26 protein-coding genes are annotated in these 24,645 nt (G+C 28.1%); 13 read left to right on the forward strand and 13 right to left on the reverse strand.

The window, feature by feature from the left end; genetic code table 11:
* Window positions 1–16: 16 nt before the first annotated feature.
* Entirely contained in the window at window positions 17–655 is a 639-nt protein-coding gene (locus ACNI28_RS11465; protein ID WP_419764376.1) for an adenylate kinase, read from the reverse strand.
* Between the two features lie 113 nt (window positions 656–768).
* Between ACNI28_RS11465 and ACNI28_RS11470 the strand changes: the two genes are divergently transcribed.
* Window positions 769–1,338 (forward strand): adenylate kinase, encoded by a 570-nt coding sequence (locus tag ACNI28_RS11470; RefSeq protein WP_419764377.1) that lies wholly within the window; start codon window positions 769–771, stop codon window positions 1,336–1,338.
* On the forward strand, window positions 1,338–2,093 hold the full coding sequence (locus ACNI28_RS11475) for a competence/damage-inducible protein A (protein WP_419764378.1): 756 nt from the start codon (window positions 1,338–1,340) through the stop codon (window positions 2,091–2,093). The genes ACNI28_RS11470 and ACNI28_RS11475 overlap by 1 nt, the downstream gene beginning before the upstream one ends.
* Here the strand turns inward: ACNI28_RS11475 and ACNI28_RS11480 are convergent.
* The 5 genes from ACNI28_RS11480 to ACNI28_RS11500 form a co-directional block, all read right to left on the reverse strand.
* A complete protein-coding gene (locus tag ACNI28_RS11480) occupies window positions 2,090–2,743 on the reverse strand; it encodes a tetratricopeptide repeat protein (RefSeq protein ID WP_419764379.1) in 654 nt (217 codons plus the stop codon). The genes ACNI28_RS11475 and ACNI28_RS11480 overlap by 4 nt on opposite strands.
* Window positions 2,740–3,762 carry an alanine racemase gene (locus ACNI28_RS11485; RefSeq protein WP_419764380.1) on the reverse strand — a complete coding sequence of 341 codons (1,023 nt, stop codon included), beginning with the start codon at window positions 3,760–3,762 and terminating at the stop codon, window positions 2,740–2,742. The genes ACNI28_RS11480 and ACNI28_RS11485 overlap by 4 nt, the downstream gene beginning before the upstream one ends.
* Before the next feature lie 18 nt (window positions 3,763–3,780).
* Window positions 3,781–5,613 (reverse strand): excinuclease ABC subunit UvrC, encoded by a 1,833-nt coding sequence (gene uvrC, locus ACNI28_RS11490; RefSeq protein ID WP_419766474.1) that lies wholly within the window; start codon window positions 5,611–5,613, stop codon window positions 3,781–3,783.
* A gap of 163 nt (window positions 5,614–5,776) precedes the next feature.
* Window positions 5,777–6,361, reverse strand: coding sequence for a peptide-methionine (S)-S-oxide reductase MsrA (gene msrA, locus ACNI28_RS11495; RefSeq protein ID WP_419764381.1), 585 nt, complete (start codon window positions 6,359–6,361; stop codon window positions 5,777–5,779).
* Window positions 6,362–6,421: 60 nt separating this feature from the next.
* On the reverse strand, window positions 6,422–7,675 hold the full coding sequence (locus ACNI28_RS11500) for a response regulator (RefSeq protein ID WP_419764382.1): 1,254 nt from the start codon (window positions 7,673–7,675) through the stop codon (window positions 6,422–6,424).
* 94 nt (window positions 7,676–7,769) lie between these two features.
* On the opposite strand from ACNI28_RS11500, the gene ACNI28_RS11505 reads away from it, so the two are divergent.
* Together ACNI28_RS11505 and ACNI28_RS11510 are read left to right on the forward strand one after the other, a co-directional pair.
* Window positions 7,770–8,162 (forward strand): tautomerase, encoded by a 393-nt coding sequence (locus tag ACNI28_RS11505; RefSeq protein WP_419764383.1) that lies wholly within the window; start codon window positions 7,770–7,772, stop codon window positions 8,160–8,162.
* Window positions 8,163–8,213: 51 nt separating this feature from the next.
* Complete coding sequence (locus ACNI28_RS11510; protein WP_419764384.1) at window positions 8,214–8,492, forward strand: antibiotic biosynthesis monooxygenase family protein; 279 nt, start codon at window positions 8,214–8,216, stop codon at window positions 8,490–8,492.
* 1 nt (window position 8,493) lies between these two features.
* On the opposite strand, the gene ACNI28_RS11515 is transcribed toward ACNI28_RS11510, so the two are convergent.
* Window positions 8,494–8,964 (reverse strand): J domain-containing protein, encoded by a 471-nt coding sequence (locus ACNI28_RS11515; RefSeq protein WP_419764385.1) that lies wholly within the window; start codon window positions 8,962–8,964, stop codon window positions 8,494–8,496.
* A 271-nt stretch (window positions 8,965–9,235) separates the two neighbouring features.
* Between ACNI28_RS11515 and ACNI28_RS11520 the strand changes: the two genes are divergently transcribed.
* Window positions 9,236–9,502 (forward strand): DnaJ domain-containing protein, encoded by a 267-nt coding sequence (locus ACNI28_RS11520; protein ID WP_419764386.1) that lies wholly within the window; start codon window positions 9,236–9,238, stop codon window positions 9,500–9,502.
* A 12-nt stretch (window positions 9,503–9,514) separates the two neighbouring features.
* The gene (locus tag ACNI28_RS11525) at window positions 9,515–10,384 is read left to right on the forward strand and encodes an ADP-ribosylglycohydrolase family protein (protein WP_419764387.1); all 870 of its coding nucleotides are present in this window, start codon (window positions 9,515–9,517) and stop codon (window positions 10,382–10,384) included.
* Window positions 10,385–10,387: 3 nt separating this feature from the next.
* On the opposite strand, the gene ACNI28_RS11530 is transcribed toward ACNI28_RS11525, so the two are convergent.
* Window positions 10,388–11,011 (reverse strand): DsbA family protein, encoded by a 624-nt coding sequence (locus ACNI28_RS11530; protein WP_419764388.1) that lies wholly within the window; start codon window positions 11,009–11,011, stop codon window positions 10,388–10,390.
* Between the two features lie 100 nt (window positions 11,012–11,111).
* On the opposite strand from ACNI28_RS11530, the gene ACNI28_RS11535 reads away from it, so the two are divergent.
* The gene (locus tag ACNI28_RS11535) at window positions 11,112–11,555 is read left to right on the forward strand and encodes a hypothetical protein (protein ID WP_419764389.1); all 444 of its coding nucleotides are present in this window, start codon (window positions 11,112–11,114) and stop codon (window positions 11,553–11,555) included.
* Window positions 11,539–12,426, forward strand: a complete 888-nt coding sequence (locus ACNI28_RS11540) for a radical SAM protein (RefSeq protein WP_419764390.1) — start codon at window positions 11,539–11,541, stop codon at window positions 12,424–12,426. Before ACNI28_RS11535 ends, ACNI28_RS11540 begins: the two co-directional genes overlap by 17 nt.
* A 15-nt stretch (window positions 12,427–12,441) precedes the next feature.
* Here the strand turns inward: ACNI28_RS11540 and ACNI28_RS11545 are convergent, their stop codons facing one another.
* The 5 genes from ACNI28_RS11545 to ACNI28_RS11565 all read right to left on the reverse strand — a co-directional run bounded on the left by ACNI28_RS11545 (window position 12,442) and on the right by ACNI28_RS11565 (window position 17,150).
* On the reverse strand, window positions 12,442–13,500 hold the full coding sequence (locus ACNI28_RS11545) for a cytochrome-c peroxidase (RefSeq protein ID WP_419766475.1): 1,059 nt from the start codon (window positions 13,498–13,500) through the stop codon (window positions 12,442–12,444).
* 96 nt (window positions 13,501–13,596) lie between these two features.
* A complete protein-coding gene (locus tag ACNI28_RS11550) occupies window positions 13,597–15,087 on the reverse strand; it encodes an ATP-binding protein (RefSeq protein ID WP_419764391.1) in 1,491 nt (496 codons plus the stop codon).
* Window positions 15,084–16,031: a cytochrome-c peroxidase gene (locus ACNI28_RS11555; RefSeq protein ID WP_419764392.1), complete on the reverse strand. Its 948-nt coding sequence runs from the start codon at window positions 16,029–16,031 to the stop codon at window positions 15,084–15,086. Before ACNI28_RS11555 ends, ACNI28_RS11550 begins: the two co-directional genes overlap by 4 nt.
* 3 nt (window positions 16,032–16,034) lie before the next feature.
* Window positions 16,035–16,709, reverse strand: a complete 675-nt coding sequence (locus tag ACNI28_RS11560; RefSeq protein ID WP_419764393.1) for a response regulator — start codon at window positions 16,707–16,709, stop codon at window positions 16,035–16,037.
* A gap of 240 nt (window positions 16,710–16,949) precedes the next feature.
* On the reverse strand, window positions 16,950–17,150 hold the full coding sequence (locus ACNI28_RS11565; protein WP_419764394.1) for a hypothetical protein: 201 nt from the start codon (window positions 17,148–17,150) through the stop codon (window positions 16,950–16,952).
* A 159-nt stretch (window positions 17,151–17,309) separates the two neighbouring features.
* Between ACNI28_RS11565 and ACNI28_RS11570 the strand changes: the two genes are divergently transcribed.
* The 5 genes from ACNI28_RS11570 to ACNI28_RS11590 all read left to right on the forward strand — a co-directional run bounded on the left by ACNI28_RS11570 (window position 17,310) and on the right by ACNI28_RS11590 (window position 24,589).
* Window positions 17,310–17,591 (forward strand): ORF6N domain-containing protein, encoded by a 282-nt coding sequence (locus ACNI28_RS11570; RefSeq protein WP_419764395.1) that lies wholly within the window; start codon window positions 17,310–17,312, stop codon window positions 17,589–17,591.
* A 145-nt stretch (window positions 17,592–17,736) separates the two neighbouring features.
* A complete protein-coding gene (locus ACNI28_RS11575) occupies window positions 17,737–17,916 on the forward strand; it encodes a hypothetical protein (protein ID WP_419764396.1) in 180 nt (59 codons plus the stop codon).
* Window positions 17,917–18,786: 870 nt separating this feature from the next.
* Window positions 18,787–19,770, forward strand: a complete 984-nt coding sequence (locus ACNI28_RS11580) for a hypothetical protein (protein ID WP_419764397.1) — start codon at window positions 18,787–18,789, stop codon at window positions 19,768–19,770.
* Window positions 19,771–20,004: 234 nt separating this feature from the next.
* A complete protein-coding gene (locus ACNI28_RS11585; RefSeq protein WP_419764398.1) occupies window positions 20,005–22,980 on the forward strand; it encodes an Eco57I restriction-modification methylase domain-containing protein in 2,976 nt (991 codons plus the stop codon).
* Window positions 22,967–24,589 (forward strand): Eco57I restriction-modification methylase domain-containing protein, encoded by a 1,623-nt coding sequence (locus ACNI28_RS11590; protein WP_419764399.1) that lies wholly within the window; start codon window positions 22,967–22,969, stop codon window positions 24,587–24,589. Before ACNI28_RS11585 ends, ACNI28_RS11590 begins: the two co-directional genes overlap by 14 nt.
* The last annotated feature ends 56 nt before the right edge of the window (window positions 24,590–24,645 follow it).

Here is a 24,645-nt window from a genome sequence, read left to right on the forward strand (position 1 = left end):
TTTATAAAATGATTTATTAAAGTGCTTGAAGCATATCTTTAGTTACTTCTGAAACATCTTTTGTTCCATCAAGTTCAACAAATACACCCATATCAGTATAAAAATCAATTAGAGGTGCTGTTTGTGCATGATATGCCTCAAGTCTACTTTTTACAGTCTCTGCATTGTCATCTTTTCTAATAATCAATTCACCCTCACAATAATCACATATATTTTCTTCTTTTGATGGATTAAACTCTACATGAAATGAAGCTCCACATTTAGAACATACTCTTCTTCCTGTAATTCTTCCAACAATTAGTTCATCTGGAACATTTAATGAGATTACTTTATCAAGTGATATTTCCATAGTTGCTATTAGTCCATCTAAAGCTTGTGCTTGAGCTAATGTTCTTGGGAAACCATCAAGAATAAAACCTTTTTTACAGTCATCTTCAGCCAATCTATCTTTTATAATACCAATAATAGTTGAATCAGGAACTAATTTTCCTTCGTCCATGAATTTTTTTGCTTCCATTCCCATATCTGTTTTATCAGCAATAGCTGCTCTTAAAATATCTCCTGTTGAGATTTGTGGAATACCATATTTTTCAATTAAAAATTTTGCTTGTGTTCCTTTACCAGCTCCTGGTGCACCAAATAGCATTAAATTCATAGTTTACTTTCCTTAGTTTTTGTGTATTGTATATAAAAAGCTTTTAATAACAAATAAAAATTTTAAATCAATTTGGATATAATCACCTCACTTAAATTGAACTAAGGGTATAAATGAAAAAACTATTTTTAATTATTGGAGCACCTGGAAGTGGTAAAACTACAGATGCAGAATTAATAGCAACAAAACATGATAATATCACTCACTATTCAACTGGAGACATGTTTAGAGCAGAAGTAACAAGCGGAAGCGAAAGAGGAAAAATAATTGATAAATATATTAGTGTAGGTGATATAGTACCTATTGATATAGCTATTGAGACAATTTTGTACGCAATCAAAAAAGCTTCAACAAACGTCGTAATTATAGATGGTTACCCAAGAAGTTTTGAACAAATGAATGAGCTTAACAAGTATTTAGTAAATGAAACTGAAGTTGAATTAGTAAATGTTATTGAAATTGAAGTTTCACAAGAAGTAGCTTGTGACAGAGTTTTAGGACGGGCAAGAGGTGCTGATGATAACGTGGAAGTATTTAACAATAGAATGAAAGTTTATACTGAACCTTTATCTGAGATACAAGAATTTTATTGCAGAAAAAATCTTTTGCAAAAAATCAATGGTGAACGAACTATTGAAGAGATAGTAAATGAAATAGATGACTTTATACAATCAAGAATATAATGCAAAAAGATTTTAATTTTTACTCAGTTATTATTGGAACAGAGTTATTAAATGGGCGTCGTAGTGATGCTCATTTCTCTTTTTTAAATAAAGAACTTCTTAAAAGAGGATGGACTCATAAGGCATCATTTGTAATTGAAGATGATACAGATTTGATGAAAAACATCTTTAGATTAATCAAAGCTGATGAAAACTCTGTAATGTTTTGTTTTGGTGGCATTGGAGCTACCCCTGATGATTATACAAGGCAAATAGCAGCTGAAGTTTTTACTGATGGACAAACACAATATCACGAAAAGGCAAAAGATCTAATTATCAATCAATTTGGCGATGAAGCATATCCTCATAGGATTGAAATGTCACATTTACCTATAAATGCAAAATTACTTAAAAATGTAGTAAATAATGTCCCTGGGTTTTATTTAGAGAATAGATTCTTTTTTACTCCAGGTTTCCCTTCTATGAGTCAAAGTATGATTATAGAAGCACTTGATAAACATTATGTTCAAAATAAGATAAAAAAATTTAGATTAACCTTGACTGCTGTTTGTGGAGAGGGTGAGCTTATTAATATTATGAAAAAAATACCTGAAGGTGTAGATTTATCCTCTTTACCAAAGTTTGTTAATAATCAGAGAAGAGTTGTATTATCTTTGTCCTCAGAAGATGAGAAAAAACTAGAAGAGAGCTTTTTTATGTTTACTAGCTATTTAGACAAAGAAAAAATAGAGTATGAGCTTAAAGATTTAGATTAAGGCTCATTATAAAATTTAAATTTAAAACCTTTATCTTCAGGATATTTATCTAAATCAAAATCTTCCCACACTTTTACACACAGTTTATATCCTTTTTTATATCCAGGTTTAGCAAAGGCATGGGCTCTACCCATATTTTGCCAAACACCTTTTCCTGATGCATACATAAAAGCTAAATTACATTGGGCATTTATATAGCCTTGTTTTGAAGAGGCTTCATACCATTTTACAGCTTCTTTGAAATCTTTTTCTAAAATTATCCCAGCAGTTAAATACATACCAACTCTATTTTGTGATGGGGCATGACCTTGTCTTGCAAGTTCTAGAAAGTAAGATAAAGCTCTTTTGGCATCATGAAATGGTGTTTTTTGACTTAGATAAAGAAGTGCTAGATTATATGTCCCTTGTGTATGCCCTAAATACGAAGCAGCACTAAAATATTCTAAGGCTTTTAGATAGTCTTTAAAAACATGTTTACCTTCAAAATAAATCTTTCCTAGTTGAAAGTAAGCTTCTGGATCGTCATTTAGTGCAGCTTCCTGATAATCTTTTATTTCTTGCGTCATTTTATTGTTTTCATTCTCAAGTGAAATATCTTCTTGCGCAACTAAATTAATAGTTAAAAAAATCAATATGATGTATTTAATCATTTTACCTTCCTTTCTAATTCAGTACTTAAGGTTGTAGTTATTTCATAAGAAATTGTATTATGTATTTTTGCTAATGGTTTTGCATCATCAAAAATACAAACTTCTTTATCTTCACTATTAAGTGATAAACTATCCATCGAAACCCTTCCTAGTACTTTGTATCCTTTTGGAGTTTTATAGTGTTGATTTTCATTGATTCTTAAAAAACCATCTCCATAGCCTATATCATATGTGGAAATTTTAATATCTTCATTTGTTATATATGTTCCTCCATATCCAACAGCTTGATTTTTCTTTATAGATCTTGTGGAAATTTTTTCACCCCAAAGTGATAAAACTGGTTTTAAATCAATTTTATCAAAGGCCAAATCATTCTCTGTGTATCCATAACTAGCTATTCCAACTCTTGCAAAATCTTCATCAAAATTGGCAGTTCTAAATAGTGCTGCAGAGTTACACGAATGGAACATTGGAAGGGGTAAGAAAAGTTGTTCACATATTTTTATTACTTCCTCTTTTAAAAGCTCAAATTCACTTTTTTGCCAATAATATTCGCAAGAAAGTTTATCCGCACTTCTGTGATGAGTCATGATTCCAGTTAAGTTTAAGTTTTGACCACAAAGCCCTAAAATAGCCTCTTTAAGTTGATTTTTAGATATGCCATTTCTGTGCATTCCTGTGTCAACTTTTAGGTGAACGTTCGTATTTTTGGGGAGTTGATATATTTTTTCAATATCATTAATAACAACGTGAAAAGTATGTGAATAAGTAGTAATATTATTATCAGACAAAATTAGAATGTTTTCAAAAAAATCTTTGATTTTTAATGCTTCTTTAAGGTTTTTTACGACGGCTTTTTTTATACCAAATTCTTTTGCTAAAGTAGAAATTTCTAAAATCCCATGTCCGTATGCATTATCTTTTAATACAACAGCAACTTTATCTTTTGAGCCAGCTTTTTTTGAAATAATATCCAAATTATGAAAATAATTTTTTTTGTTTATTATAATTTTAGACAATAACGTAACCTTGTTATTTTAGTTTTGATTAAAATGATTTGATATTAGAATACTATCTTTTTCATTTAAAACCTCTTTGAGATTTTCAATAGTAGCATTTTTTATATTTTCAAAAGTTCCAAAGTAAAGAAGTAACTTTTTGACTTTAGCTTCTCCTATACCTTTTATGTTTAAAAGTGAAATTTGTTTATCTTCTGTTCTTTTTTGTTTTTTGTGATAGTTTATAACAAATCTATGTGCTTCATCTCTTTGTCTTTGTACAAAATGTAGTCTTTTATCTGATGTTAGAAGTTTTATGGATGTAAACTCTCCAGCTTCTTTAAAATGTACAATATCTTTTGCAGCTCCTTTTGCCCTATGAGCTTTAAAATCAATCTTTTCTTTTGCAATTGCAATAATATCAAGATTTACTCCAACTGATTGGACAATGTTGTATGCAAGCTTAAGTAAAGTTGCTCCTCCATCAATTATCCACAAATCAGGTGCTGGGTTTTTATCAAAGCTTTCAACCCTTCGCATAAGCATCTCTCTCATTTGTGAGTATTCATCATGGGATTCTAAGTTATAGTGTCTAAAATCAGCTTTTATAAACTTATCATTATCCCAAACAACCATTGCTCCAACTGTAGCTTGTCCCATCATATGTGAGTTATCAAAGCTTTCAACTCTTAAAGGAGTTTGATTTAAGTTAAATAGTTTTTGTATCTCTTCATAAAGTGTATTGGAACTTTTCGCACTATCTATTCTTAAAAGTTCATCACAATTATTTAAAGCTATATCCATAAGGTCTTTTTTCTTTCCAACTTTTGGACTTATTATATTTATTTTTTTAGAAAATTTTGTTTTTAGAAACTCTTCCATATCCTCTAATTCATCTATTTCATTAGCTAGTAAGATCTCTTTTGGGATTATTGGCATCTCATTTGAGTAGTAGTTTATTAAAGTTCTTTTATACGCTTCATTAAAATCAAACTCTTCATTATCTTCAAGGTTTACTTTTAAAAAGTCATGGGAGGAAGAAGCTAGTTTCCCATCACGTATAAACATTCTTACAATTACAGCTTTTGTGTTTGAATTTTTGATAGCAAAAATATCAAGATTTTCATTTGTTGCTAAATCCATTCCTGTTTTTATTTCTGATTTTTCTATGGTTTTTATTCTATCTCTTATTTTCATAGCCTCTTCAAATCGAAAATCATCAGAATACTCTTGCATTTTTTGTTTTAGTTTTGTTAGTAGTTTTGATTTGTTATAGATATATTCCATAGAGTTGTTTAAAATCTTGGCATACTCTTCTTTTGTTATTCTATTTTCACACGGAGCTAAGCACTTTTTGATTTGAAAAAAAAGACAAGCCTCTTTGCCTTTTATACAAGCTTTTTTTTGCACAAGTGGAAAAGTTTCATAAATAGAGTCTAAGATATCTCTTGCTCCAGTTGAATATGGACCAAAATATTTTATATTGGCACCTTTTAAAACTTTTCTTGTAATCTCAAGTCTAGGAAAATCTTCATTTAAGTCCACATAAATATAAGGGTAGGTTTTATCATCACGAAGAAGAATGTTATATTTTGGTTTTAACTGTTTTATAAGAGAATTTTCTAAGATTAGTGCATCATGTTCATTTGGTACTACAATCCATTCACAGGATTTTACTTCACTAATCATTTTATAAATTCTAGGACCTAGTTTTTCAGCAGGTCTAAGGTGGGGAGTAAATTTAAAGTAAGATTTTACTCTATTTTTTAGAACTTTTGCTTTTCCCACATATAAAAGATGTCCATCTTTATCAAAGTATTGGTATACACCTGCATCAGAGGGGAGTTGTTTAAGTTTTTCTTCTAAATTCATATTGGGATTATACCAAAAAACCTTTTCAAAACCTTTTTTAATCATCATCTTTCTTCATATTTCTACGTTAAAAATATAAAAATATTCGTCACATACTTTAGTATGCTTCTCATATTTTGATATTTTTACCTTGAACTATTTTGAAATCAATGTTTTGAAAACTTTAATCAAAAATCTTTTTATAAACATGACAATAGGGTAATGAACCTTTTCTTTGATAATAGTCTTGGTGATAACCTTCTGCACTGTAAAATGTATCTGCTTTTTTAAGAGAAGTTGCTACTTTGTAGCCTTTTTTTGTGAGCAGTTCTATGAGTTTTTGTGATGTTTGTTTCTCTTTTTCATCATTGTAAAAAATTGCTGAGAGATATTGACTTCCTATATCTGGACCTTGTCCATTGGTTTGTTCCATATCATGAATTTCAAAAAAGAGTTTGGCAAGTTTTTCAAAGCTTGTTTTACTAGGGTCATAGACAACTCGAACACTCTCTAAATGTCCTGTATTTCCACGAACTACACCATAATAATCAGGGTTTTCAACTGTACCGCCCATATAACCACTGATGGCATCTAAAACTCCTGTTTGTTTTTCAAAATGATACTCAACTCCCCAAAAACATCCTCCTGCAAAATAAGCACTTTTGCTATTTTCAGGATAGACTTTATGTTTGATTGAATCATCTTTTGAAAATGATGCTGTGTATAACAGTGTAATAACTGCCAATCCAATAAGTATAAAATATTTCATATTGTTCCTTTGGCTAATTATAAAGTTCTTTTGTGTATTCTCTATGTATTGAAGTGACTTTTATCCAAAAAAGCCTTTTTTATCGTCTTTATCATCTTCAGTTTGTTTAGTTCTTTTTAGTTTCCCAAGCTCGATTTTATATTTTGTGATGTTTTCATGGCAAGTTTCTACTGCATTTTCTTTTACTTCAAGGATATGTTCTAGTTCTTCTATTTTGCCTAAGAGTTTGTTTTTTTCATTTTTTTGTTTTTCAATAGTTTTATTTTTTAAAGATATTTCTTCACTTTTTTTCTTTAAAACTCCCATTTTATCACTACTCTTGTAGATACTATTTTCTTCATATTCATTTAACTGGGATAAAAGTTTTTGTTTTTGAAGAGATAGTTTTTCAATTCTTTGTTTTAATGAGTTTATTGAGTCATTTTGTGAATGAATATGACTTTTTAAAGTTTCATTCTCTTTTAAAGTACTTTTTTGAGTTACTGTATTTTTTATAAGTTTTGAGGCTAGCTCTCTTTTCTCTTCATATTCATCTGTTACGATAAACCTAACAGCCATATATTCAATTATATTTTCATTTTTATCATCATATATTGGAAAAATAGTAGACTTAGCATACCAAGAATTTCCTTTCTTATCTATATTCCTAACTTTACCTTCCCAGTTTTTACCACTTTGAATAGTATCCCAGAGATTTTTGTAGACCTCTTTTGGGTTTTCTGGATGTCTTACTATATTGTGGTTTTGTCCTATAAGCTCTTCTTTTGTATATCCCGTGACATCACAAAAAGCATCATCAACATATGTTATGATACCATTTAAATCAGTTTTTGATATTACGGCAACACTTTCTATAATATTAGTATAGGTCTCTAACTCTTTTTGTTTTTTATAAAACTGGTTTTTATAATATATTTTTTGTGCAATCTTTTTTATATTTTCAAAAAGTTTTGCAACATTTATAGGCTTTGCCATATATGCGGAAACTCCCAACTCAATAGACTCTAAAAAAGTCTCTTTTTCATTATCTGCAGTTGTTAAAATAATAGGAATATCATCATCAAGAAGTTTGATTTTTTTTACCATGTCTATACCATTTAATTTTGGCATATTAAGATCAGTAATAATAAGTTCATAAGGAGTGTCATTATCAAAGTTTTCTTGAATTTTTAAAAAAGCTTCTTCCCCATCTTTGGCTACTTCTACAAAATCTGAAATTTTTTTAAGTAGATTTTCAAGTCTTTGTCTAACTTCTGGTTCATCTTCAACATAAAGGATTTTCAAGTTTTTAATATTTTGGCTTATTTCTGACATATATTTCCTTTGTAAAATTGTATCATATTCCAATTATATAAAAGTTGTATATAAAGATAATTTGGTAAGAATTTTATAAACTTAGGAGATTGATATGCCACACTTACAATTTGAAATCAACAAAAAAATAAGTAATCAAACAAAAAAAAGTTTTTGTAAAAAAATAAGAGATTCTTTTGCAAAAATAATGGATACCCAAACTTACCATATAGCTATATCTATAAGAGAATATGAACCTTTTAATTTATCTATTGGAAGAGTTGAGATGGGAGAAGAGGTTTGTTTAATGGATTTAGATATTAGAGAAGGTCGAAATATAGAGCAAAGGCGAGAGTTAGCTTTAGTTTATATGAGTATTGTAAGTGAGGAGTTCAACATACCAAGTAGTAATCAATACATCACGTTTACCCAACATGGGGGTGAGGATTTTCATCTGATTGAAAAGTATCTATCTTCATGGGAGAGTGGTGAAGATCCATTAGCTTAAGTTATCTTAATCATATATTTGATACATTTCTTTTTTAATTTAGGAGAAATATTGAGTATTATAAAACAGACAATCTATTTAGCAAGAAAAACTAAAGAGAAAGATTTAGAAAAAAAACTATACACTTTGAAAAACTTATTATTAGACATGAAGGGTTGTATTTATTTTGAAGTTTACAAATCTGATGATTGTGATGATGAATTTTTGATTTATGAAGAGTGGGATAGCGAAGAGTTATACACAAGTTCACTTTCAAGTGAAGCCCATATAACTTTTCAAAAATATTGTGATAGTTTAGTTTTAAAAAAACACAAGCTACCTGTTCTTTAAACTATTTATAAATATTTAAAAGAACATCTTTATGATGATTTAATTCCTGCATTAAATCATCTCCATGGTCATTTATATCTGGATGATATTTTTTAGCTAGTTCTTTATATCTTTTTTTTATCTCTTCACGTGTTGGTTCACTTGAAAATCCAAAAAAGTCTTTTGCTTTTTGAACTTCATTATGTGATGGTTGTGCTTGAAAATTACCTTTTTGAAAATCTTCATAATTAAACTTAAAGCCTTGACTATTGCCTTGTTTGAAGTTTCTTCCATCAAAATGGAACTCAAAGCCTTGTGTTTTTGCTTGTTCTTTTATCTTTTTTACTTTTGTATAAATGAAAAAGAATATCAATACTGCAAAAACAGAGATAACTATTAAAAAAGTACCAAAGTTAGTAAATATAAGATAAAGTATAAAAAATAGTATTGAAAATCGTATTAGTCTAGAAAAAAAATAGTCTATATTGCCCATAAAAAATATTAATCCTTGTAAATTTATTTTGAAGTATATCTTTTTTTATTTGTTTGTCTTATTAAGAATAAGTGTATCAAATAAAAAATAAAATTATATTTTTCTTATTATAATTTGAAAAGCAGGAGAGATGTCTCTGTGCTTAAAAAAATTAATTATTTTTCAAATGTGGAATTTTTGTCTTAATAAGCAATTAAATTATAAGATAGTAATATTATTTATACAAGTATTTAAATTTTTTTGGTATTATTATCATATTTAGGATAATATAATGGACTATGAAGAGTTTCAAAATGCAGTTGACAGCTTAGGGATATTAACTAAACTTGATCAAAAGAGTTTGAGAAAAAACTATTTAAAACTATCAAAAAAGTATCATCCTGACGCTGTAGATGGAAGTGATGAAAAGTTTAAAGAGATAAATGAAGCATATAATCTTTTGAAAACTTATGTTGAGAACTATAAATTTTCTTTTGAAAAAGAAGAGTTTTTAGACCAATATCCATCATTTACTAATTATAAAAATTGGAATAGGTAAAAGGAAACTAAGATGTTTGATAAAAGAAAGGCAAAAGAGCTTGTTTTAGGCTCTTTAATTGCTGATTCATATTGTTTAGGGTCTCATTGGATATACGACGAAAAAGAACTGAAGAGTTTACCTACTAATTGGGAAGAGTTAAATAATGCCTGTTCTCTTTGGCATAAGGGCAAAAAAGCTGGTGAGTTTACTCACTATGGAGACCAATTATATTTTTTATATCAATACATTATAGAAAATGATAATTTTAATCTAGAACAATATATCCATTTTTGGAAAGAAAAAATGGAAAACTATGATGGTTATATTGATGGTGCTACAAAAACTACTTTAGAAAATCTAAATGCAAATAAAGATATTCCTTGTGGTTCATTATCTACTGATATCTCTGTTATTGGTAGAATTGCTCCACTATTACTTATAAGTAAAACAAAAAATCAATTTTTTCAAAATGTAGAAAAATTTGTAAGAGCAACACACAACTCTTCAATTGTAGTAGAAGGTGCTAAGTTTTTTGCAAAAGTTTTAGTTGATGTTTTAGATAATATTGAGATGATGGAAGCAATAAAAGAGAGAAAAGATGAGTTTTCTACAACTATTCAAAAGTACGTAAATGAAGGCTTATATTCAATAGAAGATGAAACCTTTGATGCCATAAGAAAATTTGGTCCAGCGTGTGGGATTGATGAAGCTTTTGGTGGAGTTATACATCTTTTAGGTAAGTATACAAACTTCAAAGAAGCTTTGATAAAAAATGCACAAGCAGGTGGAGATAACTCTGCTCGGGCTATGATAGTAGCTATGTTTTTTATAGCTAGATATGGATTAAAAGTAATCCCAAAAAATCTTACAAAAATAAAAGTTCAAATAGATATTTCTTAAAACCTAGAAATAAACATTTGAACTTAAGTTTTCAATTTGTTTTAGTATCTTATCAACGTCATTATATTTTATGTTGATAGGGTAGAGCTCTTTTTTATACTGTAATACAAGTGATGGAAAACTAAAAACTTTTAATTCTCTTCTTTTTTGTAAATCATTTTGAAATAACTCTTCTATTTTTTCACTTTTCAAATCCCTTTGAAACATATCAACATCTAGATTTATACTCTTTGCTAATGCTATTAGAGTCTCTTGATCACTTGGATTTTGTGCTTTTTGATAATAGGCTTCTTGAATTGCATCAATCATCTCATCTTCTCTGTTTTGTTCTTTGGCACTTATAACTGCTTTACATGCTAAATAAGTAGATCGTCTAGGTTTGCAATTTTTCCAAAAGTCATGATTGAACTTTGCACCTGTCATTTTTTCTATTTCGTGCCAAATTGAGGCTATTTTTTCTTGCATATCTTTAGGCATAGGCTCTTGTGTATCTTTTGCCAATCCTCCTACTATATTTATTAGTTCGATATTGGAAGGCAACTTCTTTTTTAATTTGTCATAATCTTTTTTAAAAGCATAACACCAAGAACACATTGGGTCATGTATATAATATAGTCTGTTTTTCATGCCTTTATTCTACTACTAAATATCTTTAAATAAGTGAAATTATAAAATTAAGTAAAATAAAATAAAATATTCATATAATGCTATATATGAAGGAGATGTTATGAAAACATTTATAGGTAGATTTTATAGAGATAAATTTTATATAGAGATTGTGGTTGCTGCTGCTTTATTTTTTACTGCACTAATTGCCGATATGCTAATTGAATTTATAATTTATATGCTATATTTCATAATATTTTTAGAAATTACAAGAGCTGTTATAAACTATATAAGAGAACAAAGAGTTGTATTAAGCATATTGGTTGATGCTTTTATAATATTAGCACTTAGGGAATTGATTGTTAATGTAGTGAAAATAAATAATGAAAATCTAGACTCAATCGAAGCTCTTTTTGCAAGTAGCTTAAACTGGAATGTATTGATTATCTCAGGGGTTATATTGTTTTTATTGCTTGTTAGATATTTATCAGTAAAAACTTCTCAAAGATATATGTTTGAACGAAAAAAACTAAAAAGCATACCAGAAGATGAATATGTATCATGAGCCTTTATATAGACCACCAGCTGAAGCCAACTCTTTAATTTTACAAATCACTTTAGGCTGTAGTTACAACAAATGTAGCTTTTGTTCTATGTATGAAACAAAAGATTTTAAAATCAAAGATATAAATAAGGTATTTGAAGAGATAGATAGTCTAAGTATTTATCAAGATACAAGAAGAGTTTTTTTAGCTGATGGTGATGCTTTAGCTTGTGATACATCATTTTTATTAGAGGTTTTAAAGTATCTAAAAAAAACTTTTCCAAAACTTCAAAGAGTAGCCTCATACGCAAGCCCATATAATCTTTTAGAAAAAACTCAAGAGGAACTAAACTTATTAAGAGAATATGGATTAAGCCTAGTTTATTATGGAATAGAGAGTGGAAATCATGAGTTATTAAAATATATAAATAAACCTATGAAACCAAGTTCTATGGTTGAGGGCCTAAACAAAGCCACAAAAGCCAATATGAAGATATCAGCAACAGTAATATTAGGACTTGGTGGAAAGAATCTATCTATACAACATATAAATGATAGTACAAAACTAGTAAATGAGTGTGAACACATAAACTATCTATCTACCTTACAACTAGGAGTTAGTAGTACAAAAGAGGATGCTTTTTTCAAAAGGTTTGAAGATAAAAATCAAGAATTTATTTTCTGTAGTGATGAAGATATGTTAGAGGAACAAAAGAGATTTATAAGTCTATTAAATCCAAAAAAGCCAATAATCTTCAGGTCAAATCATGCTTCAAATGCTTTACCACTAAAAGGAACACTTCCAAAAGATAGGGAACAGTTATTAGAGATTTTAGGAGAAGCTATAGAAGATAACTCTATGCTTCGCCCAAAGTTTTTACGAGGATTTTAGAATCTTTTTTATATCTTAGTTAAACTCTGGTTTTGGAGTTTTACTTGTACTTACTGGAAGTGTTGGGTAAATTATAGTAGGCTTTTCCCCTGTCAAAGTTTTTAAGAAAGTTGTGATTTTATCTGCATCTTTATCAGAAATACTAAGTCCTAATTGAACAGAACCCATCTCTTTTACTGCTTCAGTTAGTGACCAGATTCCACCGTTGTGAAAATATGGTGCAGTCTCTTCAATATTTCTTAGTGTTGGAGTTTTAACCATGCCATTTTTATCTCCTTTAAAGTCACCTAAAGAAGCAAATTTGTATTTTTTTGCTACTTGGAAAGGTTGCATAGTTCCACCTAAACCAATATCATTATGACAAGATGCACAACCTTTATCAATAAATAAGTTTAGCCCCTCTTTTTGTTCACTTGTTAATGCATCTAAATTACCATTTAAAAAGTCATCAAAACTCGATGGGGTTACTAAAGTTCTTTCAAATACTGCAATTGTATCTGCAATAAGTTTAAAATCAATCTTTACAGAAGAACCATAAGTATTTTTAAATTCATTTACATAACCAGGCATAGAAGTTACTCTTTCAACTACCAATTTTGCGGGAGCAGCCATTTCTGGACCAGCTTGAATTGGACCTTGTGCTTGGTCTTCTAAATGAGGACTTCTTCCATCCCAAAATTGTGCTTTGTTTAATACAGAGTTATAAACAGTTGGTGAATTTAAGTGATGAGGGTTTGCAGTCCATTTGTGACCAATTGCTGCCGCAACTCCATCAACTCCTCCTGCTGCTAAATTATGACAGGTGTTACATGATATTAATCCACTTTTTGAAAGTCTTGGTTCAAAGTATAATTTTTTACCTAACTCAACTTTTTTATCAGTAATTGGATTTTTTGGATCATCAACTAATTTAAGTATCTGCATTTTGCTTGAGGGAATAGGTTTAATTCCTGCCTTAGTAACTTTTTTTACTAAATCCATATCTGACATTGCAAAAGCACTTACTCCTGCAAATAAAATTGTTGTTAAAGCCAAAGTTTTTTTACCTGCTAGCAGGATTTCATCTCTTTTCATCATTTTTCTCTCCTTAAAATGTATTCATAAAGAAGTATAAGGAAAAAAAATGTGGAAATTATGTGAAACTAAATTTTTTATAAAACTAAAAGATTACTATTTAAATGTAATAATAAATGAAGCACCACCTTTAATATTTTGAACTTCTAATCTAGCATCACTCTTTTCAACAATAATTTTTGACATATAAAGCCCAATTCCCAAGCCTTTATCTTTTGTAGTAAAATAGGGTTCAAATATTTTTTCTAGTAACTCATTTTTTATACCACCTGCATTATCTTTTATTTCAACTTTTATGCTATCTTTTTTTGTATAAGTTTTTATTGTTAGTTTTGCATTTGATATTTCTCTTTTTATAAACTCATCTTTTGCGTTATTGAAAATATTAAAAAGTACTTGTAAGAATTCACCTCTGTAGGCTTTTATAGAAATATTATCATCTAAATCATACTCTATACTTATATTATAAGCTTTAAAACTATCTTTTAAAAGATTTGTTACCTCTTTTATAGAAGTACTTAAATTAAAAAGCTCTTTTTGATTTGTGTTTTTGAAAAAATCTCTGAAATCATCAATAGTATCTGATAGATATTTTATTTGGGCATTTGCAAGTTTACTTTTCTTTTCAAAATACTCTGTTGTTAATTTATCTTTTTCATATGCAGTTTTTATATTCATTAATATATATGAAATATGTGTTAAAGGTTGTCTCCATTGATGAGCAATGTTTCCTATCATTTCCCCCATAGATGCTAGTTTACTTTGATATGTCAGGTTTTGTAATTGTTTTTGAGACTGTTTTAGTTTCCTATAAAAAAGTGTAAATAGTATTAAGAATATAGTCACTAGTACATAAAGTATATTCAAAGTTATATATACACTATTTTGTGCTGTTTCTCTTTGTTTAAGAAGTAATTGTTTAGTATAATTTAGAAGATTATCGATATCTTTGTTTATAGCAATATCTTGATATTTTAATTGAAAGTTTATACTTTTTTGAATTGTTTTTACTTTTTTTAAAAAATTTATTATAAAAGTATTGTTTAGTTCTAAATCATAATGTTTAATAATATCGATATCATAAGACCTATTTTGTTCAATTTTTTCTAATATATCTATTCTTATATTATGAAGTTTATTTTTTGTCTCAAGATCAAAGTTTAAGAGTTCATGATGTGACCTATCTAAAATCAATAATATTGTCTGATTGTTTGTTGCTCTTCTAGCCTTAAATCTCTCTAACCACACAATCTTTTTGTTAAATAAAATATATAAATTATCTAATGCCTTTATATATAAGGTTTGAAAATTAGCTAAAAGAGCATCATTTTTTAATTTTTCAATAGAGTCTAAACTTCTGTTTATATCTCTATTTAAAATATCAAAATTATTAACAGCACTATTTCCTAAAATATAACTATTAAGTTTATTGTTTAGGGCCATAATTGTATTTATTTGGTCATTATGATCAAAAAATATTTGCGTATTTTTTTTATGAATAACAATAGTATAAATCATTAGAAAAAAAAGTACAAGCAAAGTTATCAAAACAATATAAATATTGTTTTTTATTAAATATTGTTTCATTTTATAATGTTTACTTTGCCACTTAAAGATTTCAAAAACTCTTCAATTAAAAAAGTTTCCTCATCTGTTAGGTTTAGTCCTAATTGAGCTTTTGCAATTGAACTTATAGCTTCATTTAAAGTCTTTATTTGACCATTATGTAAATATGGATAAGTTAATGCTACATTTCTTAGTGTTGGTACTTTAAAGTAGAATTTATCAAAATCATTTTTTGTTATATTATAAAGTCCAAAGTCTGGGTTATAGCCATCTTTTGTACTATGATTTATTAAGTTATTAGCAATACTCTCATCAGTTAATCCAAACTGTGCATAAAGCCCACCTCCTATATTTATCCCATTATGACAAGAAACACACCCTTTTTTATTAAAAAGTTCATATCCTTTTTTTTGATTTTCAGTGATTGCATTTTTATCACCTCTAAGATAATCATCAAAAGCACTAGGTGTTATAAGCGTTTTTTGAAACTCCTCAAGAGCATCACCAATATTTTCTTTTGTAATTCCATTTTGATAAAGTGCATTAAATGTTTTATTATAATAACTATTTTTATTTAAAGTTTTAATAAGGTTTTTAAAACTATTTCCCATCTCTTTTGGATTGGTGATAGGGAACTTTACTTGATGAGTTAATGTTTTTACCCTTCCATCCCACATCTGTCTAAAGTTGAATATTGAATTTAGTACTGTAGGTGTATTTACAATTCCTTTTTGTCCTTTTATTCCAAAAGAAAATTGAAGGTTATCCACTCCTCCTAATTCAAGATTATGACAACTTGCACATGAAACTGTATTGTCTTTTGATAAAATCGGATCAAAATATAATTTTTTACCAAGTAAGGCCTTTTCTTTATCATACGCTATTGTCTTTGGCAATGGTTGTATAGGATCATTTGCATAAAGAGTTGAAAAAAACATTAATAAAACAAGTAAATATCTATACATTTTTTAGCCTATCAAATTAATTTGGTATCCAATACCAGATATGTTTTTTATACTTTTTTTTGACATCTTTTTTCTAAGCTCTCTTACTATAGAGCGCAAAGCGTCTTCACTCATATATCCATCCCACACATAGTTACTAAATTCATCATATTTTACTGCCCGTTTAGAGTTTCTTATTAATAGTTCTAAAAAAAGTAATTCTTTTTTTGTAAGTGCAATTTGTTCTTTTTTTAAAAATAGTGTTTGATTTAAGATATCAAACTTATATCCATCATAAATATTAAATATAGAGAATTCTTGAACAACATCTTCGGTACATTTTTCAAGTACGGGTAATAGTGTATCTTCCATTATTGGTTTTACAAGATATTTTATAAGTCCAAGTTCAATAGCTTCAATTAAGTAGGAAGTTTCCAAAAAAGCAGTTGCTATAATAATTTTTGTGCTTTTATCATTTTTTCGTATCTCTTTTATCATTTCAATGCCATTTAGCCTTGGCATCTTTATATCTGTAATAATTATATCAGGCTTTAACTCTTTATATTTTTCTAATCCATCTAAACCATCACTTGCCTCATATACATTATTACAATAAAAACTAAGATACTCAACCGCATCTTCTCTAATAAATTCTTCATCGTCAATATATAATATCTTTACATTTTTAAGACTATCCACAAATAAACCTTTCGAAAGTATATATTATATAAAAAAAATGTAAAAATATAGGGTATTTGTATTTTATAGTAGATTAGCAATTTTTTGAGGATTATCTTTTTATTAAATTAATTCATCTCTTACTTTGATAGAAGCAAAGGTATTGTATCTTCTTGTTTACCTTCACTTCTACTTCTGTAAGAAATTAAATATGGACTTGATTCGAGGTCAGTCCAACGTTTTATGAGCTTTTAAATCTAGTTATTTTTTAGATTTTTTCTTAGACTTCTTTTTTGCGTCTTTTTTCTTATCTGAACATTTCTTTTTAGAACATTTTTTAGCTTTTTTCTTTTTATCAAGTTTTTTCTTTTTGATAACTTTCTTTTTCTCTTTTTTAAGTGTTTTTTTCTTTGCAGCTTTTTTAGCTTTTAATTTTTTCTCTTCTTCTTTTTTCTTTGCCATTTTATGACTCCTTTATAAAATATAGAGAATAGTACTACTTTATATTAATAATGTCAATAAAATTTTGAAAAATGAACAATAAAATATCAAATTGTAATATTTTTATATCTTAGAAGAATAATATATTAAAATACTTTCATAAATCATAGGGGTATAGTTGTGGAAAAAGAGCTTTCAAATATAATAGTTGATGATAAAATATTTATCATCAGAGGTATTCAAGTTATCATAGATAGAGATTTGGCTGAGTTATACCAAGTTGAAACAAAGAGATTAAATGAGCAAGTAAAAAGAAATATAAAAAAGTTTCCAAATGATTTTATGTTTCAACTAATGGATGAAGAAAAAAATGAACTAGTCGCAAAATGTGACCGGTTAGAAAAATTGAAACATTCAAGTTCAAATCCATTTGTATTTACTGAACATGGGGTATATATGTGAAACTCGTTAAGATAAAGTGAACTGCTTCACTTTATTAGAGTTGAAACTGTAGATGATATACCAAAGGTATCATCGTAGGCTGAAAGCTACCGTATTAAAAAGTAAAGTTGCTACAGATGTTAGTTTATCTATTATGAGAATATTTGTGAGATTGAAAAATCAAGCTGTGCCATATTTTGATATTATAAAAAGATTAGAGAATTTAGAAACTAATGATAAAGAGACAAGAGAATTTTTAAGTAAGGTTGTACAAGTGATTTCAAATATGCAAGATATTCAAGATGAGGCGAAGGAGGGGATAAATAAGATTGGGTTTGTGAAATAATTTTGTGTTCTCTTGAAGAGGTAAACCTCTCCGCTTCTCTTACTTTTTGGTCTCGAAAAAGTAAGCAAAAAAGACTGCCGAGTTGATGAAGGCAAAGCTTCCTAAAATTTCAGTCTTTTTTTTCTGCGTTGCGGAACTCCTAAATCATCATCATTTAGGTCATTATTTACTCAAACAGTCCTCACTGTTCCCCGAAAAAAAAGCCTAAAATTTTAGCTTCATCAAAGGCAGAAAGAAATTCCTATGGTTCAAACTATCATTTGTGAATTTACAAAGTAGAAGTTACAAGTCTAATTAAATCAAAAATGCAATGTCCTTATCCCACCTTTTATCTCCAACATCTACAGAAGCTGAGCGTTTGTTTTAGCTTTTCGGAAAAGGCTTGCAACTGTTTGAACAGAACAAATATGCTATAGAGCATATTTTTATGTGAGTTTTGCAAGACAGAAAAGATAAAACAATAAGCGAAGGAACCCAAAGGGCTTCGCAGCCGTTGGTGGTTTTGCTTACTTTGTCCATACAAAGTAAGAGAGGCGGAGAGGTTTACCTCTTCAAGAGAGAATTAAAAACAACAAAATGTAGTTTTATCACGATTTTTAACAAATAGTTGTACATTATGTTGTTTTGTTAGGTAAATACAGGGGTAAACCATACATAAAATTTCAGAAATATGCTTTGAAAATATATCAATAAAGACAAGTTTTAATCAATAATTAAAAGAAAAGCCTTTATTCAGGCTTTTCTTTCATACAATAAACCAACATTATTTATGTTATAAATATCACTTATTTAAGGCTATTTTATATAAAATGTATTGTTAATAAGTAGTTATGTTTTGAGTAAACCAGCACAGGTGAAGGGAGAAAAAGATTGTCAAATACAAAATGGAAAACTGGTTTTTTAAAAACAGGGTTGCCACTTGAATATGTAACAGCCAATACATTAAATAAAATGGGACATACTATTTTCGGTGAATATCCATACAATCGACCAAATGAAAATGAAGACTTAAAAGAATTTTCCATAGATATTCGAGCTCATAAATGTCTTGATTCAAATGAACGCCTTTTTGTTCTAGATACACTTGTGGAATGCAAATATCGTCAACCTGGTACAACATGGATTTTTTCTCCATATCCCACTAAGGATTTTGTGCCTATTGGCTTAATTCATTCTACCGAAGATCTCGTTCCAGTTAGACTTCATGGTAACTCATTATGGAAATTTGAAGAAAGCCTTGGATATTGCGTTAGCGGTGTTGAGTTAATGAACAATGGCGGTGGAAATACTGATGGAACAAGGCATGGTGTATTTCAATTACGCTATGGCATGCCAGTTCTTCTAAAAAATTTGTATGAGAGTACAATAAATCATTCATTTTCAAGTGGGCGTTACATTGATTTTTTATGCCCAATACTAGTAACAACAGCTGATATACGGATAATAAAGCCTAATTTGCAACTTGAAAACTTCTTAGATGCATCGGAATTAGATGAAGTTTCAGAACTTAAGGAAGCAATAATACTAAATGAACGAGCAGGTCCACAACTACAGAGTTTTGCTGACTTTTTAGCAGAAGAGTTTATTAGTAATAGTCCAGAACTTGAAAGTAGACTGGCTGCATTGGATGAAGTGCTTGTTGGAGAAGAATGGGAAAAGCGACATGCTCCAGATGTAGATACTATAAGACGTAGCTTCGGTCAAAGTACAGAGCGTGTGCTTATTGTAAATTATAAGTTTTTTGAAACAATTTTATTAAAATTAGAAAAAGCATTGATGGAAGATATTGCTACAGAAAAAGTATATGCAAAGATTGAAGACGAAAAAAATGAATTTTCTCTCGTCAAGCATTAAATTGAACATAACAAATCAGTGGAGCTAATAAATTACCCTGCGGGCAATTTATTAGCTCATTTTAAACGTTATGTTTCATATAAAATACGGACTGCCTTTGTAAAAATATTGCAAAATGACATATTTTACTGTGTATATAGATTTTCTTGATAGAATCTTTCTTATGATATTTAATCAATTTGATTGATATGTTTAGATAAAATCACTAAATTATAAATATGGGATTTACTTTTAATGAATATTAACGACTTAATCAAAAAATATGATGAAAATAAAGATTATTATCAAACATCCAAATACAATGAAACCCAGTTAAGGACAGACTTTTTAGATCCTTTTTTTGAATTACTTGGATGGGATATTCGAAATATTAAAGGTAAACCTACTAATGAACGAGAAGTTTTATTGGAAGAGGGACTAAAAGAAGACACTTATTCTACTACAAAAAAACCTGATTATACATTTAGACTTTTTTCTGAAAGAAAATTTTTTCTAGAAGCTAAAAAACCTAGTGTGAAGATTGAATCTGATGAAAAATCAGCTAAGCAAGTTAGAAGATATGGATTTACTGCAAAACTAAAGATTTCAGTTTTATCAAACTTTGAATATTTAGCAATTTATGATTGTTCACAAAAAGTTGAAGCCACTGATTTGGCTAATAACTCAAGAATTAAACTATATCATTACTCTGAATATGAAGAAAAATTTGAAGAGATAAAACAACAATTAAGTTACGAAATTGTTTACAATGGTGGATTTGATGAAATATGGAAAGATATTGAAGCACAATTAGAACGATTCAGCGTCGATAAACTATTTTTAAAACAGATTAATGACTGGAGAATATTATTAGGTAAAGAAATTTATTCACATAAACGAAATTTAACTATTGAAGAGCTGAATGATATTGTTCAATCCTACATTAATAGTATAGTTTTTTTAAGAGTTTGTGAAGATAGAGATTTAGAGACTTATAAAACTCTTTTAAACTATGCAGATAAAAATGATTTTAATTCATTAATAAATAAATTCAAAGAGTCAGATAAAAAATATAATGCAGGTTTATTTAATCTTGATTTTGTAGATGAAATCATTTCTAATAATAGCTCATCTTTTTGGGCAATAATAAAACAGCTTTATTTTCCTGAAAGTACTTATTCTTTTTCTGTATTTGCTTCTGATATACTGGGAAGTATTTATGAAATATTTTTAGCAGAGCAGTTAAATATTATTGACAATGAAGTATTACTAATAAAAAAAGCAGAACATATAGATAGAGATATTGTAACTACTCCAACATTTATTATTCAAGATATCCTTCGCAAAACTGTTGTTAAACACTGTGAAGATAAATCAGATGAGGAAATATTAAATTCTACTTTTGCTGATATTGCATGTGGTTCTGGTGCATTTCTATTGGAAGTTTATCAGTTACTACATGATATTTTAGTTGACTATTATATAAAAAATGATGTAGATAAACTAATACAAATATCTATAAATACATATAAGTTACCTTTTGATATAAAAAAACAAATATTAAAAAACTGTATTTTTGGAGTAGATAAAGATTTCAATGCAGTTGAAGCTGCAAAATTTGGATTACTTCTTAAACTTTTGGAAAATGAAGACAACTTTTCTATAACAATACCCGCTTTACCAAGCTTAGATGAAAACATACACTTTGGAAATAGCTTAATTAGTTCAAATGAAGCTGATGATGCAAATATTGATGCAATAAACCCATTTGATTTTGTTGATACTAAATTCGATGTAATTGTAGGAAATCCTCCTTATATGTCAACAGAGGACATTAAAGAGTTTACACCATTAGAAAAACCAATTTTTGAAGAAATTTATCAATCTGCATATAAGCAGTATGATAAATATTTTCTTTTTATAGAACAAGGGATAAACCTTTTAAAAGGAAATGGATACTTTGGTTATATTGTTCCAAGTAAATTTCTCAAGGTTACATCTGGAAAAAAATTACGAAAATTAATAAGTGATGATAACCTATTAGATTCATTAATCTCTTTTGGTTCAAATCAAGTTTTTAATAATAAAACAACATACACAAATATTTTAATTTTAAGTAAAAAAAAGAATGAAAAGTTTAATTATGTAAGTGTTGATAAACTAAATGAATGGAAAGTACAAAAGAACATTACCTCTACTATAGTTTCAAATGAAGTAATTAAAGATGATAATTGGGTACTGATTCCACCACACTTAAAAAATGTATACGATAAGATTATAAGTAATAGTATTTTATTAAAAGATTTAGTATTAGAAAAAAATATTATCAATGGTATTCAAACTAGTTCAAATTCTTTATACATTCATCTATATTCAAAGTTAAAAAAAGAAGACTCAACTTATTACTACATAGAAAAAGATAAAAAAATTTGGAAAATTGAAAAAGAACTTACACAACCATATTATCAAACAACAAAAAATGATACCAAATTTAATACATTTAGAGATGTTCAGCCAAACTCTTTTGTCATATATCCATATAAATTTGACTCTAAAGGTAATCTAAAGCAGGTATCATTAAATGATTTACAAGCAAACTATAATGGACTGTATAGATATTTTACTCACTATAAAGACAAACTTGTCAGTAGAGATATTTCACCAGAAGCAAATGACTTTGATTGGTATAAATTTGGCAGAAGCCAACATTTGACATCTGCAATCTGCGAATCCAAAATCATAGTTGGTGTATTATCAAATGGCTATAAATACTCTATTGATTATAATAGTACTTTTGTATCATCAGGAGGTACAGCAGGTTATGCAATGATAAAGATTCCAAATGATTCTAATTATTCAATATACTATATTCAAGCACTATTATCTTCAAAATATTTAGAATGGTTTGCTTATTGGTATGGTGAAATCTTTAGAGGTAGTTTTGTTGCAAGAGGTACAAAAGTATTAAATAAACTACCAATAATTAAAATAGACTTTTCAAATGCTACGTCAAAAAAACTACATGATAATATATCAAATACTCAAAAAGATTTAAATAATTTGCAAACTAGAATAGATAAAAATAATGGTAATAAAAGAAAACAAACACCACTACAAAGACAATTTAGAACTAAAAAACAAGAACTAGAAAATTTATTAAAAGAGTTATATGACTTAAAAGACAAAGATAACTTAATACCAAATGTATCGGATATTTATGCGATTGATTAATGATGCATCAGAAGAAAAGTTAAGAGGTGGCTTTTATACTCCTTCCCCTATAGCGTCATTTATTTTAAAATGGGCATTTAACGGGAATAAAAAATTAGATATTCTTGAACCAAGCTGTGGTGATGGAGTATTTTTAGAAGAGATTCAAAAAGGTGCTTATAAGTATAATTCAGTAATTGCAATAGAATTTGATGAGATTGAAGCCAATAAGTCTAAAAGTATTAAATTAGATAAATCGACTATTATAAATACAGATTTTCATAAATATTGCATTAATACAAATAAAAGATTTGATTTAGTTATAGGTAATCCTCCTTATATAAGATATCAATATTTTGATAAAGAGCAACAAGAATATGCTTCTGATATATTTAATAAAGCAGATATAAAATACTCAAAATTAACAAATGCTTGGGTTTCGTTTGTAATAGGTTCTTCATTACTTTTAAAAGAAACTGGAAAAATAGGCTTTGTTCTTCCTGCAGAAATACTTCAAGTTGGATATGCGAAACCCTTAAGAGAGTTTTTGGCACACTATTACAATAAAGTAAATATAGTATCTTTTGAAAAATTAGTCTTTCCAAAAATTCAGCAAGAAGTTGTTTTACTACTTTGCGAAAAAAATAATTCAGATACACATTTGATAGAACATTTAGAGTTAAAAGATGCAGAGGAACTAAAGAAACTTGATGTATCTAAACTAAAAAGTCCTAAAAAGAAAATAGATTTTAAATCTAATAAATGGACATTCTATTTCTTAGACCAAGAAGAGATAGATTTTTTAGAAAAACTTCAAGAAGATAGAATTATCCCGAAACTAGATAATTATGCAAAAGTAGAAGTTGGTATAACAACAGGTTCAAATCCATTTTTTACAGTTCCTTTATCCACTGTAAAAAAATATAATTTAGAAAAATATGCAAAACCGTTAGTTGGTAGAAGTGTGCAAGTACCTAGTGCTATTTTTACAAAAGAAGATTGGGAAAAAAATAGAGAACTAGAGGCTAGAACACATCTATTAGTTTTTCCAGAAAATTCTAAATTAAAAAATGAAAAAGGTGCACTGGAATATATTAAATTTGGAGAAAGCGAACATATCCATAAAGGATATAAATGTAGAATTAGGAATGAATGGCAAATAGTACCATCATTAAGAATTTCGGATGCTTTATTTATTAGAAGAAATAATCTATACCCTAAATTTATAATTAATGAAGCTAATGCATATACAACGGATACAATGCATAGAGTTACCATAAAAGAAAATATTAATATAAAAGCACTCACTGCAAGTTATTATAATTCTATCTCTTTAGCATTTTCAGAAATTTGTGGAAGAAGTCATGGTGGAGGAGTTTTAGAACTTATGCCAAATGAAGTTGAAGAAATTCTTTTACCTTATAATGAAAGTAATGCTGAACTACTTCCTTTTATTGATAAAATGATTAGAAATAAAAAAGATATATCTGAAATATTAAAAATTACAAATCAAAAAATACTAAAAGAAAACTTTGGTTTTTCAGATAGTGAAATAAAATTAGCTGATCAAATTTGGAAAAAACTATCAAGTCGTAGATTAAATCGTGGAAGGAAACATAACAAAACCTAGCAGTGAACGCATAGCGTCACTGAAGTTAGTCGTTAATCAATACAATTCAGAAAAAA

It is taken from the genome of Arcobacter denitrificans (SeqCode), from assembly GCF_048571185.1.
GTDB classification, from domain to species: domain Bacteria; phylum Campylobacterota; class Campylobacteria; order Campylobacterales; family Arcobacteraceae; genus Arcobacter; species Arcobacter denitrificans.